At 53.7% G+C, this 11,962-nt stretch carries 11 protein-coding genes and 1 pseudogene; 2 read left to right on the top strand and 10 right to left on the bottom strand.

What is annotated here, in order from left to right; genetic code table 11:
- The first annotated feature begins 66 nt into the window (after nucleotides 1-66).
- On the top strand, nucleotides 67-1,566 hold the full coding sequence (gene ftsZ / locus J0X19_RS21740; protein WP_206986523.1) for a cell division protein FtsZ: 1,500 nt from the start codon (nucleotides 67-69) through the stop codon (nucleotides 1,564-1,566).
- 66 nt (nucleotides 1,567-1,632) lie between these two features.
- Here ftsZ and J0X19_RS21735 read toward each other — a convergent pair whose 3' ends face one another.
- The 10 genes from J0X19_RS21735 to J0X19_RS21690 form a co-directional block, all read right to left on the bottom strand.
- Nucleotides 1,633-1,806 (bottom strand): hypothetical protein, encoded by a 174-nt coding sequence (locus J0X19_RS21735; protein WP_206986522.1) that lies wholly within the window; start codon nucleotides 1,804-1,806, stop codon nucleotides 1,633-1,635.
- 53 nt (nucleotides 1,807-1,859) lie between these two features.
- Nucleotides 1,860-2,951 carry a cytochrome-c peroxidase gene (locus J0X19_RS21730; RefSeq protein WP_206986521.1) on the bottom strand — a complete coding sequence of 364 codons (1,092 nt, stop codon included), beginning with the start codon at nucleotides 2,949-2,951 and terminating at the stop codon, nucleotides 1,860-1,862.
- Nucleotides 2,952-3,125: 174 nt separating this feature from the next.
- Entirely contained in the window at nucleotides 3,126-4,040 is a 915-nt protein-coding gene (locus J0X19_RS21725; RefSeq protein ID WP_206986520.1) for a hypothetical protein, read from the bottom strand.
- Between the two features lie 174 nt (nucleotides 4,041-4,214).
- Nucleotides 4,215-5,279, bottom strand: coding sequence for a cytochrome-c peroxidase (locus tag J0X19_RS21720; RefSeq protein WP_242583163.1), 1,065 nt, complete (start codon nucleotides 5,277-5,279; stop codon nucleotides 4,215-4,217).
- Between the two features lie 13 nt (nucleotides 5,280-5,292).
- Nucleotides 5,293-5,955, bottom strand: a complete 663-nt coding sequence (locus J0X19_RS21715) for an MbnP family protein (RefSeq protein ID WP_206986519.1) — start codon at nucleotides 5,953-5,955, stop codon at nucleotides 5,293-5,295.
- A gap of 223 nt (nucleotides 5,956-6,178) precedes the next feature.
- Nucleotides 6,179-6,559, bottom strand: coding sequence for a hypothetical protein (locus J0X19_RS21710; protein ID WP_206986518.1), 381 nt, complete (start codon nucleotides 6,557-6,559; stop codon nucleotides 6,179-6,181).
- 108 nt (nucleotides 6,560-6,667) lie between these two features.
- The gene (locus J0X19_RS21705) at nucleotides 6,668-7,195 is read right to left on the bottom strand and encodes an NADPH-dependent FMN reductase (protein WP_206986517.1); all 528 of its coding nucleotides are present in this window, start codon (nucleotides 7,193-7,195) and stop codon (nucleotides 6,668-6,670) included.
- Between the two features lie 112 nt (nucleotides 7,196-7,307).
- Entirely contained in the window at nucleotides 7,308-8,063 is a 756-nt protein-coding gene (locus J0X19_RS21700) for a succinate dehydrogenase/fumarate reductase iron-sulfur subunit (RefSeq protein WP_206986516.1), read from the bottom strand.
- Nucleotides 8,064-8,213: 150 nt separating this feature from the next.
- Nucleotides 8,214-10,148, bottom strand: a complete 1,935-nt coding sequence (locus J0X19_RS21695; RefSeq protein ID WP_206986515.1) for a fumarate reductase/succinate dehydrogenase flavoprotein subunit — start codon at nucleotides 10,146-10,148, stop codon at nucleotides 8,214-8,216.
- A gap of 12 nt (nucleotides 10,149-10,160) precedes the next feature.
- Nucleotides 10,161-10,838: a succinate dehydrogenase cytochrome b subunit gene (locus J0X19_RS21690; RefSeq protein ID WP_206986514.1), complete on the bottom strand. Its 678-nt coding sequence runs from the start codon at nucleotides 10,836-10,838 to the stop codon at nucleotides 10,161-10,163.
- 243 nt (nucleotides 10,839-11,081) lie between these two features.
- On the opposite strand from J0X19_RS21690, the pseudogene J0X19_RS21685 reads away from it, so the two are divergent.
- Nucleotides 11,082-11,962 (top strand): annotated as a pseudogene (locus tag J0X19_RS21685) (hypothetical protein); the annotation flags it as partial.

The raw sequence follows: 11,962 nt of genomic DNA, 5'->3' as shown, positions 1-11,962 counted from the left end.
GTGGTTGATGGCTACGGTTCACTGAATATTTAATTCTCAATTTTTAATTTTTAATTGACTTCTCTCATGGATTATAAATTCGACATCCCGGCGCAATCCAAGTCCATCATCAAGGTGATTGGCGTGGGTGGGGGCGGCTCCAATGCCGTAAACCACATGTTTGGCCAGGGCATTAAGGACGTGGAATTCGTCATTTGCAATACCGACAAGCAGGCGTTGGCATCTTCTACGGTACCCAACCGCCTGCAAATCGGGATGGACCTGACCGAAGGCCTTGGAGCTGGCGCCAACCCCGAACGGGGTAAGCAAGCGGCTATTGAGAGCCGGGAGCAAATTCGGGAACTGCTTAGCAATGGCACCAAAATGGTGTTCATTACGGCCGGCATGGGCGGCGGCACCGGTACCGGTGCCGCGCCGGTTATTGCCAAAGTAGCCAAAGAGCTAGGCATCCTCACGGTGGGCATCGTAACGGCGCCGTTCATGTTCGAGGGTAAAAAGAAACGCCAGCAAGCCGAGCACGGCATCAAAGAACTCAGCGAAAACTGCGACACCGTACTGGTAATTCTCAACGACAAGCTCCGCGAGATTTACGGCAACCTGCCCATTCGCTCGGCTTTTGCTAAGGCCGATAACGTGTTGAGTACGGCCGCCAAGTCCATTGCCGAAATCATCACGGTAACGGCTGATGTGAACGTGGACTTCGAAGACGTGAAAACGGTGATGAAGGACAGCGGCGCCGCCGTAATGGGTAGCAGCATTACGGAAGGAGAGAACCGTGCCAAGCGGGCGGCGGAAGAGGCCCTGGCTTCGCCGCTGCTCAACAACACCGATATTCACGGAGCGCAGCGCATCCTGCTCAGCATCATGTCCGGCGACCAGGCCGAGCTGGAAATGGATGAGCTGACGGAAATTACCGAGTGCATTCAGGACAAAGCCGGGCAGAACGCCGAGGTTATCTTCGGCCACGGTATCGACTCTACGCTGGGTCAGAGCATCCGCGTGACGGTTATTGCTACGGGTTTCGCTCGTGAGGCGCACACCATTACGGTTACGCCTTTTAGCAGCAGCCGGGAGTTGGAGCAGGAAGCAACCCAGCCCGATCCGCAGATCAATATTTTTGATAAGGACCGGCAGGAGGCTACTAATGCTCCTGTAGTGCCTTCTTTCACGAGTACGCCACCACCGCCGCCTGCCCCTGAGCCGCAGCCGGTGAAGTTCGACCTGGAGACCTCGCCTTACACTGGGCCAGTGCCACCAGTGGCCGCCCCGTCTACGCCGGCACCCGACCCCGTGGTGTATCACGCGCCGCAGCCCGCTACTCCGTTGCCCGGCCGCCCCGCACTCGATACTCGGGCCGAAGAGCGCCGCCGTCGTTTGCAGGAGTTGAGCAATGGTTTGTCGAATGAAGCCATCAAGGACCAGTTGGAAACGCCGGCTTACTTGCGGCGGCAGGTGAAGCTGGAAAATGTTACGCCCTCATCGGAGCGCAACATCAGCCGCTTCAACCTCTCCGACGACAATGAACTGCTAGGGGACAACCGTTTCCTGCACGACAACGTGGATTAGCAAGCTAATCAAGCACCAACAAAAAAGCCCTTCAGACTATCTGAAGGGCTTTTTTGTTGAATTCAACTAATGATAACGCAAAGAATCTGGCGGGGGAGAAACAGAATCGGAGAGGAGTAGGCCGTGGGGAACGGCCGGCTCCCGGTCGGGGCTCAGTTGGCGCGTAGACGACATGGAGGAGCAAGCCGTGAGGGAAGCCGCTAGTACTAACAGGAAAACCCACGTTGAGAAAGGACGCATAAAGCCGCAAAGAATGGAGCCAATAACTGGGTCGGCAAGTATGCTGAACAGTATTAGAAAGGGTTTGAGAAACGCGGGTCTTTGATGAAAGTGGAATCGGTGAGCGTACGCAGGAACGCAACAAGCTGCCGCTTTTCAGTGGCCGTAAGTTTTATTAGGCCCAGGCTGCCGTTGATGGTGGGGTTGCTCACCAGCAAAATAGGGTCGGCCGTGTTAATGTCGATATGCTCGTTGTAATGGTCTACTACTTCTTCTAAAGTCTGGAAGCGGCCATCGTGCATGTAAGGAGCCGTAAGCGCAATGTTGCGCAACGTCGGTACCCGAAACTTACCACGGTCGGCGGCAACTCTCGTAACTCCAAAGCGGCCTAAATCAGCAGATAGGGCCAAACCGTTGTTGAAATACTGCGTGGTTCCGCCCGGGGTGGTGAAATTGGTAGAGGTAAACAAGTAGTTGTTGCCACTGTGGCAATGGTCGCAGGAGCCACCGCGCGCATTCGAGTTGCCACTCTCGCCTGGGTGATTAAAGAAAAGAATCTTGCCTTTCTGCTCGTCCAGAGTTAGGGCAGGGCCGCCGGGAACCAGCGACTTTTCATAGCGCGAGTTCGAGGAAATAAGCGTCCGCTCGAATTGGGCTAATGCTTTCAGTACGTTATCCTCGGTGATAGTGGAAGACCCAAAAGCCGCCGCAAATAGTGGAGGGTATAAGCTGGTTTGTTGAAGTTTGCTTACCCCATCAGTCAGCCGCTGATGCATTTCAATAGGGTTTTCCAACGGTACACGAGCCTGGGTTTCAAGGCTGGTGGCGGCGCCATCCCAGTTCAGGTTAGGCTCCCACAGCAGATTCACCAACGACATGGCGTTGCGCTGGTGGGCAATGCCATCAACGCCAATGGCTTTCACCCGGCCATCAGTGAAGGCTTTGCTTTGCTGATGGCAACTCCCGCACGACATCGTGTTGTTGCTGGAAAGCTTTACTTCATAGAACAGCTTGCGGCCTAGCTCTACCCCTTCCACCGTCATTGGGTTGTTGGTGGGCAGAATTACAGCCTGTGGAAGCTGCGTTGGTAACACCAAGTTGTATGGCGTAGCGGCAGGAGCAGCTGGTTGCGGCGTCTTTTTCTCGCAGCTAGCTATTGTTAGCATGATCAGCGCCGAAACCAGCAACTTGGCATTTCTACGGGTATTGCTTGCAAGCATAAGGAAAGCAGTAAAAGCGTAGGTTCTAAGATACTGATTCATTGGAACAACAATCACTCCACAATATTCAGTTCTATCTTTCTTACATCCAATGGTAAACTTTCTGCTTATCGTTCTGCTTTACTTCAGCAAGTAGCGGCTTTGTTTGAAGCTATAGCCCACAGCTATTACCAAGCGCCCGGCGCTGGCAGGGTGGTCGGTGGTAGCGGTGTACACCGGAAACTGCACGCTGGTATTCAACGACAAGTTTTTGTAGTAGATATCTAGGCCCGGTCCTAGCAGGGCGTTGTCCATGGCGTGCTCCCCGGTCAGCCTGCCCTCGAACTGTTCGCCCTTGGTTTTCTCGTAGAAAAACTGTGCTGATGGGTATAGCTGCCAGTTTTGGTTGAGAGGAAGCCGGTAAAACAGGTTTGTAAATGCCGTGACTCCGGGAGCCAGGCTTTCCTCGAATCTGTTGGCCGCGCCGCGTCGGTAGCTGCCGTTTACGCTCAGCCCTAACCCTTGGTAACTGCCAATATAATTGGCGTATACAAATCCATCGGTGGTGCCGGTGCCAGGTTGGTTGAGCACCGGATAGCGCCGTCCGGGAGCTTCACCCCGCCGAAAGTCGCCGGTAGGCAGCTTAAGCCCACCGCCCACAATCAGTCGGCTTTGCACCCCCGCCGTTTCAATGGCCCGAATCAGATGATAGCCTGCAAACACCGTCACGTCGCCTAGGCCGCTTAGGTTGAGTTGCCGGCCATTGATCTGGGAGGTGTTCATTACGTAGGGTACGAAGGCATTTAACTCCAAGCGTTTCGCCAGAAAATACTTGCCGCGCAACTCCATTACCCGAAAGGCCTCGAAGTCGGTAGGGTCGCCTTTGTGTGAGTGAGAATACCCAGGACTATCGCCGTTGGCAGTAGCTGGGAAGAAGGGTTTGGCCCCCGCTGGAAAGAAGCTGGCTTGCTGGTTGTACTGCTGATAGCCGTTGAAAATACGGTAACGGTGCATCAAGGAAACGCCGCTTTGGTTGTCGTAGGGCGTAATGCCCATGAAACAGCCGCAAATGTCGCATGCGCGGCCAGGTACTATACCAAGCCATACTAAGCCTATCAGTAAAGCTAGTTTTCTCATGAAAGTCGATTAAAAAGAAAGGGCACAGCTAGTAAGCCCGCCTATTTGAGCGGCTACCAAACAGCACTAGCGCCGCCGTTACGCCCAGGGCGGCTACTGTTCGGCTAGCTGTGGGTTGCGCAAAAATTGCTCGTCGGTGAGCGTGTGCAGAAAAGCCAGCAAATCCTGGCGCTCCTGAGGATTCAGCGCAATTCCCGGCTCCAGGCCAGAGCGCCGCAACTGTGGATCAAGCGTGGCCGACTCCACCATGCCGTGGTCGTAATGGTCGAGCACGGCTTCCAGGGTTGTGAAGCGGCCGTCGTGCATGTAGGGGCCGGTGAGGGCCACATTGCGTAAGCTCGGAACCTTAAAGCGCCCAACGTCGCGCAGGCCGCCGGTGATATGCGCCCGGCCCGAGTCCAGCGGAAACCGGCGGTCCAGTCCGTTGTTGCGGAACGATTCGTCGGTAAACAACTCGCCTGCGTGGCAGCTACCGCATTTCTGGCGCAGTACTGTTAGCCCACGCAGTTCGCTGGTCGTGAGCGTACCACCCGATTCCTGGCGGGCGTACTTATCGTAGCGGGAATTGCTGGAGGTGAGAGCCGCCGTGAACTGCGCCAAGGCCCGCAGAAACTGATACGAATTGATGGGGCCATTGCCGCCAAATACCTGCTTGAAGCGGCGCTGGTAACTGGCATCGGCATTGAGCTTACGCAGCACATTGTCCAGCGTCTCGTCCATTTCCAACGGGTTGGTAATGGGGGCCAACGGCATCGTTTCGATGTTGCTAGGCCCACCATCCCAAAAGAAGTTCGGTTTCCAGCGCAGATTTTGTAGTGCGGGGGTGTTGCGAGTGCCAAGCCGGTCGTTTACTCCGTGGCTTAACTGATGCCCCGCGTGGGCGAAAGCCACGAATTGCTGATGGCAACTGCCACACGACACCTCGCCCGTACGGGAAAGACGAGGATCGTAAAACAGGGAGCGGCCCAACTCGAAGGCGGCACGGGTAGGCGGATTTTTTTCAGCCCCATACACTGGCTCAGGGAAGTTGCCGGGCACCACAGTGCCCGGCACGTCCTCTGTTGCTACCACATCGGCGTCCGGCTTACACCCCGAAACCACCAATCCCAGCAGGATGGGTAGCATCCAGGAAAGCAGATAAGAAAGCCGCGCTTTCATAAGCGAGGCCTACCTAATTACCGTGGATGTGGTCGAGGGTGAACATACCCGCCGCTTGGTTATTAGCAACTTTCACGGCGTCCGGTCCTCCCATTATGTTATTGCTGGCCGCGAAGCGGATGGTATTAGGACCCGTAAACATTTTCAACACGTCGGCTTTGAAATGCACTTCAGGCGTCCGGCCTTCTCGCACCTGAATCATGTTGTTGTTCATGGCCGGCGACACCGTTCGGATGGTGTTATTCGGCGACTTGAAGCCTCCAATGTGGAAGATAATACCACCATTGAGATTAGAGGACTGGGGGGAGCGGCCTTCGAGCTTCGTGTAGATATAGCCACTGTTCCAAGTCCAGAACATGTCGCCAGGTGACAGGGCACCGGTTTGAGCCCCCGAAACATTGCGTACACTATCAACCCCAACGGTAAACGTAATGCCGCTGTAGTCCCCGATGGGAACATTAGGAATCGAGAACTTCCGTGAGCTTTCTATTCCTTGATCAATCAGATAGTAGCTATCTGGCTGCACGAATTCGGTGCCATCAGCTCGCTTGAGCTTGATGTTGGAAATATAATAGCGCAGCGTAGTGATGGTGAACTGGTCGCCAGCCGCTGTCGTGTATGGTGTAGTACTGTTGAGCTGTATAGCAGTGCTACCGGCTACATTTTCAAACTCCATATCAATTGCACCCAAGCTAGGGCTGTCATCGTCATCACAGGAGGTAACGGCTGCTGATAAGGTAAGGAGCGAAAGAAAGAGGGTGGTATACTTTAGAAACTTCATGTTCTCGGTTTTCAAATGAATAACTCAACTGCGCGCGCAACCGCACGCGCCGGCTAGGCGCGGAACTACCGCCACCTGCCAGTGCAGCCTCGCCATACAGTAGCGAAGCAGCCTGAAGCTAAATTTGAAAAACGGGAGGACGAAAAACGCTGTGCTCTGCTGTAAAAGCGTAGTGCGTTGGCAACGGCCGCGCAAAGCGCAAAGCAGTAGGCGTAATGCTAGCAGGAGTTTGCAAGTAAAACGTAACCGGCACTACTACGTCATATTTCACTTTGGCAAAGCCGGCTGCGGGTACCTTGCTTTCCGAGTCGGAAGCTTTGCGCAGTTGCTTTGCTAGGTGGCACTTGCCGTTGCAGTGCAAGGCCGGCTTATCCTTGTTCACGCAGAACAGTTCCGTGATACGCTCCTTGTGTACCTGGTAGTCGAGCACCACCAGCTCCCGACTGAACGTCTGGAGCAGGAGTAACCCAACCAAGAAGAAGGACAGAAAGCGCGCCACGGTGAGTGAAGAGAGGTGCCTATTGCAAATATAGGCTGCCCATCCTGAAAAGATTCAACTCAAGCTGCATTATGTACTTTTGACTGCCAGTGCATGCACACGCAGTTGCTAGAACACAAGAAGTTGCTGGGCCTGCTCTTGTAGCAATTGTTGATAGAGTGGGTGCGTTAGTTCGCCCGCTTCGCTTAAGTGTTTATCAATGAAAGGCAGCCGCACCCGCGCTGGCATTACGGTAGTACCTAGGTACATCAATACATCAGAAAGATGACTGAGAGCCAACAGGCCGCCTTGTCCGCCTGAGGAAAGCCCAATCAGGGCTGCTTTTTTACCACGGATGCCGCCAGGGTAGGGCAGCCCATCAATAAATGTTTTAAGGACGCCCGGATACGAGCAATTATACTCTGGCACTACCAGCACCAGCTTATCGGCGGCAGCAGCTAAGGCAGCTAAAGTGTTGAATTCACTGTCCTGACCAGTGTTATGATAGAGGGCCGATACACTGACGGTTGCTGGTAACAGGGCCAAATCGAGCAATTGACACTCGGCACCCTGAGCGCGCAGCAGGTCTATATACAAATCAGCAATGCGCCGGGCGCGCGAATTGATACGGTTGGTACCAACAATGACGGTTATCATACTCAAGTAGGGTAGGTCAGAACGGGATATTTACAGCATCCAGCCGATTAACAAACAAAAAAGCGAAACGGCAGGCCGTTTCGCTTTTTTAAGCTTTCAACTAGCTGAAAAATTAAGCCAAGTTGTTGGAAGTGGCTTTGGCCGTCAGGAATTCGCGGTTCAGGATGGCAATGTTTTCCAAGGAGATGCCAACTGGGCATTCTGCAGCGCAGGAGCCAATGTTGGTACAGGCTCCGAAGCCTTCTTTGTCCATTTGCGCCACCATGTTTTCCACGCGGGTTTTGCGCTCTACATTGCCCTGCGGCAGCAAAGCCAATTGGCTTACTTTGGCACTTACAAACAGCATGGCTGATGCATTTTTGCACGAAGCCACGCAGGCACCGCAGCCAATGCAGGTGGCAGCTTCAAAAGCGCGGTCAGCAATTTCCTTAGGCACAGGAATTTCGTTGCCGTCAGGAGCACCACCGGTATTTACGCTCACATAGCCACCAGCCTGGATAATCCGGTCGAAGGCTGAACGGTCTACACTTAGGTCCTTATTGACTGGGAAGGCATTGGCGCGCCAAGGTTCGATGGTAATAGTATCGCCATCAGAAAACTTGCGCATATGGAGCTGGCAGGTAGTAGTGCCCGCCTCAGGTCCGTGGGCTCGGCCATTGATGAACAGGTTGCACGAGCCGCAAATGCCCTCGCGGCAGTCGTGGTCAAACGCAACGGGTTCGTCGCCCTTGCGGAGCAGATCTTCATTGAGAACGTCAAGCATCTCCAGAAACGACATATCAGGAGAGATGTCGCGCACTTGGTAGTCTACTATCTGGCCGGTCGTGTTGCGGTTTTTCTGCCGCCACACTTTCAGCGTAAGGTTCATTGGTTTGGCGTTAGGGTTACTTCCGGCCATTGTATTTGCTGAATTATGAATTATGAATTAAAAATTATGAATTGAAATCATGGATGCTGAGTGTGAGCTATGTGGGGCTGCCGTGCTTAGAATCCATGCTTTCTAATTCATAATTCAGTTTTACTTGTAGCTGCGCTGCGTGAGCTTTACGTTTTCAAACGTCAATTCCTCTTTGTTCAGAATCTCGGGCTGATCTTCGCCGTTGAATTGCCAAGCTGCTACGTAAGCATAGTTTTCGTCGTCGCGCAAAGCTTCACCTTCCGGTGTCTGATACTCCTCGCGGAAGTGGCCACCGCAGCTTTCGTTGCGGTTGTAGGCATCATCAATCATCAATTCTCCCAACTCCAAGAAGTCGGCCACACGGCCGGCCTTCTCAAGAGCTTGGTTCATCTCGGTTTCAGTGCCGGTTAGCTTCAAATCACTCCAGAACTCGCGACGAAGCTTCTGAATTTCGGCCTTAGCGTGCCGCAAACCTTCGGCGTTGCGAGCCATACCGCAGTACTCCCACATGATGTGCCCGAGGTGCTTATGGAAGTCGTCGGGGGTGCGGGTACCGTTGATGCTCATTAGCTTGTTGATCCGAGCCCGTACCTGAGCCTCAGCCTCAGCAAAAGCTGGGTGCTGAGTGGTAACCGGAGTGGGAGGCGTTTGGGCTAATTGGTCACCAATAGTATAGGGCAGCACGAAATAACCATCGGCCAAGCCCTGCATCAGAGCGGAGGCCCCGAGGCGGTTAGCGCCGTGGTCGGAGAAGTTACACTCACCAGTAGCGTACAAGCCAGGTACCGTAGTTTGCAGGTTATAATCAACCCACAAGCCTCCCATGGTATAGTGTACCGCTGGGTAGATGCGCATTGGCTGCTTGTACGGGTCTTCGCCAGTGATTTTCTCGTACATGGCGAATAGGTTGCCATACTTCTGGCTCACTGCATCGGCGCCGGTACGCTTGATGATTTCGGCAAAGTCCAGGTAAACTGCCAAGCCTGATGAGCCTACGCCGCGGCCTTCGTCGCACATCTGCTTGGCATTGCGCGAAGCCACGTCGCGTGGTACTAGGTTACCGAAAGCAGGGTACTTGCGCTCCAGGAAGTAGTCACGGTCGTCTTCAGAAATATCACTGACCTTCACTTCGCCTTTGCGCAGGCGCTCGGCCATTTCCACCGTCTTCGGCACCCACACGCGGCCATCGTTACGCAACGACTCCGACATCAGCGTCAGCTTCGATTGATAATCACCGGATACGGGAATGCAAGTAGGGTGAATCTGGGTGAAGCAAGGGTTGGCGAAGTAAGCTCCTTTCTTGTGTGCCCGCCAAGCAGCGGTAGCATTGCAATATTTGGCGTTGGTGCTCAAATAGAACACATTGCCGTAGCCGCCGGTAGCCAGCACTACAGCATGCGCCGCGTGTTGCTCGATTTCGCCGTTGATGAGGTTGCGAGTGATAATGCCACGGGCTTTGCCATCAACAATTACCAAGTCCAGCATTTCGGACCGAGTGTACATTTTCACCTTACCGTAAGCAATCTGGCGCGACAGGGCCGAATAGGCACCCAACAGCAGCTGCTGTCCGGTTTGGCCGCGGGCATAGAACGTACGGCTTACCTGAGCGCCCCCGAACGAACGGTTAGCCAACAGCCCTCCGTATTCACGAGCGAAAGGTACGCCCTGGGCTACGCACTGGTCGATGATATTTACTGATACCTGCGCCAAGCGGTACACGTTGGCTTCGCGGGCACGGTAGTCACCCCCTTTAATCGTATCGTAGAATAAACGGAACACGGAGTCACCGTCATTCTGGTAGTTTTTGGCGGCATTGATACCACCTTGCGCGGCAATCGAGTGCGCCCGACGCGGCGAATCGTGGTACGTGAAGGCCTTTACGTTGTAGCCTAGCTCTGCCAGCGAAGCTGCTGCTGCACCTCCCGCCAAGCCAGTACCTACCACAATAATGTCGTATTTACGCTTGTTGGCAGGGTTAACCAGTTTTACGTTGAACTTATGCTTCTCCCACTTTTCGGTTAGTGGGCCTTCGGGAATTTTAGAATCCTGAAACATCAGCTGGGCAGATTAGGACTTGAAGATGAAGAAGTAAAGTGGCATAGCAGCGAATCCAGCACACACAATGATGGAGAAGCCATAGCCAACCGCCTTAATAACCGGCGTGTACTTGCGGTGGTTCAGACCAAGAGTCTGAAATCCGCTGGCAAAGCCGTGGAGCAAATGGTAGCACAGCGCCACCTGCGCCAGAACGTAGAGGGCCACATACCACCAGGTTTGGAAAGAAGTCATTACCACCGCATACAAGTTCTTGTTGTTCTGCGAGTCGAAAGGCAGGGGCTCGTAGTGGTAGCGGTAGTAGAAGTTGTAGAGATGCACAATCAGAAACACCAGAATCACGGAACCCAGTACGCCCATGTTTCTTGATTTCCAGTCGCTGTTCTGCCCGATGTGGTCAACCACATATTTTTGATTGCCCCGCGCCGATTGGTTGCGCCGCGTTAAAACAAGCGCCTCGTAAATGTGGAAACCAAAGCCAGCTACCAGAATAATTTCAGCTACCCGAATCATCGGGTTGGTACTCATGAAGTGCGAATAGGTGTTGAATGCTAAGCCCCCGTCACCTTTGAACAATTGTAAGTTGCCAATCAAGTGCACGACAAGGAAAGAGCAAAGAAAAAGACCAGTAATGGCCATTATAATCTTGCGGCCAATGCTACTGGACAGCGTGTTGTTAATCCAACTCATAGAAGCGCGAATGGGAGTTTAATGGGTCATTTGACGCAGCCAAAGGTACATGCCGGTCTACTAGGAAACAATCCAAATAAAGTTGGGGGTTCTGTCGTTGATTCTCATGAATCAATCTTCCGGCTACACCGTTAGAGATACACTAGATTCTCTTCATGATGCTAACCCGCGGGCTTGATTATTGTTAGCTTGATATCGGGTTTTGCTGGCTGCTCCTAATCTCTCCTTCTTTTCGCTGCTCGTATGTTGCGTTCATTACTTCTTCCTTTGGTCCGGCGGGGGCCATTATTATTGTTTTTGGTGGGGCTATTAAGCCTAACATTCCAAGCCCAGGCCACTCACCTGCGGGCCGGTGACATTCAGTCGAGAGTTGATGAAAACAACCCTCGGCGGGTGTACTTCCGGATGATATTGTATGCCCGTGACCCAGCCACCTGCGGGGGCTGCCCTGGTCAGGACCAAGTCAATATCTACTTCGGGGATGGCACCTGTACGGTAGAAGGCATCGACGCCAACGTATTGTACGCTCCTGATATCCGGCGCTACACCTACGATTTCGAGCACACCTATAATGCCAATGGGCGGTATCTGGTAAGCTTTATTGGGGAGAACCGCAATCAGGCTGTGCGCAACATGATTGACCCCGCCAACCAGTCGTTTTATATTGCTACCAGTATCGTCATCGACCCTGGCCAAGGCGTAAACCGCTCGCCCATTCTGACCCGGCCGGCCGTTGACAATGCCGCCGTTGCAGAAGTATTCCAGCACAACCCTGGCGCCTACGACCCCGACGGTGACTCGTTGGTGTTTGTGCTGGCTCCTAGCCGGCAGGCCGGCACAATTGGAGGAGTTGTAAACTGCACTCCGGCTCCGGCTCCGGTGCCTGGGTACCGTCTTCCAAATAATTTAGCATCTGGCACAAATGGTACGCAAGTGCCTTTTTCTGGGCCGCCGGTCGGCATTCCGGGTAATCCATCCATATTCGAGATAAACCGGCGTACGGGCCAGATTGTGTGGAACTCGCCGGGACAGGTGGGCGAGTACAATTTTGCCTTTGTGGTGCGCTCGTACCGGCGCACGGCGTTTGGCTACCGGCTCAACGACTCGGTGATTCGCGACATGCA

This window comes from Hymenobacter telluris (genome assembly GCF_017313265.1).
Classification (GTDB): Bacteria; Bacteroidota; Bacteroidia; order Cytophagales; family Hymenobacteraceae; genus Hymenobacter; species Hymenobacter telluris.
This window is presented reverse-complemented; position numbering and strand designations above follow the sequence as displayed.

Coding starts and splice junctions, on each gene's coding strand:
- ftsZ (WP_206986523.1), top strand. CDS start 67: ATGGATTATAAATTCGACATCCCGGCGCAATCCAAGTCCATCATCAAG.
- J0X19_RS21735 (WP_206986522.1), bottom strand. CDS start 1,806: ATGCGTCCTTTCTCAACGTGGGTTTTCCTGTTAGTACTAGCGGCTTCC.
- J0X19_RS21730 (WP_206986521.1), bottom strand. CDS start 2,951: ATGCTAACAATAGCTAGCTGCGAGAAAAAGACGCCGCAACCAGCTGCT.
- J0X19_RS21725 (WP_206986520.1), bottom strand. CDS start 4,040: ATGGGCATTACGCCCTACGACAACCAAAGCGGCGTTTCCTTGATGCAC.
- J0X19_RS21720 (WP_242583163.1), bottom strand. CDS start 5,279: ATGAAAGCGCGGCTTTCTTATCTGCTTTCCTGGATGCTACCCATCCTG.
- J0X19_RS21715 (WP_206986519.1), bottom strand. CDS start 5,955: ATGGAGTTTGAAAATGTAGCCGGTAGCACTGCTATACAGCTCAACAGT.
- J0X19_RS21705 (WP_206986517.1), bottom strand. CDS start 7,195: ATGATAACCGTCATTGTTGGTACCAACCGTATCAATTCGCGCGCCCGG.
- J0X19_RS21700 (WP_206986516.1), bottom strand. CDS start 8,063: ATGAACCTTACGCTGAAAGTGTGGCGGCAGAAAAACCGCAACACGACC.
- J0X19_RS21695 (WP_206986515.1), bottom strand. CDS start 10,148: ATGTTTCAGGATTCTAAAATTCCCGAAGGCCCACTAACCGAAAAGTGG.
- J0X19_RS21690 (WP_206986514.1), bottom strand. CDS start 10,838: ATGAGTTGGATTAACAACACGCTGTCCAGTAGCATTGGCCGCAAGATT.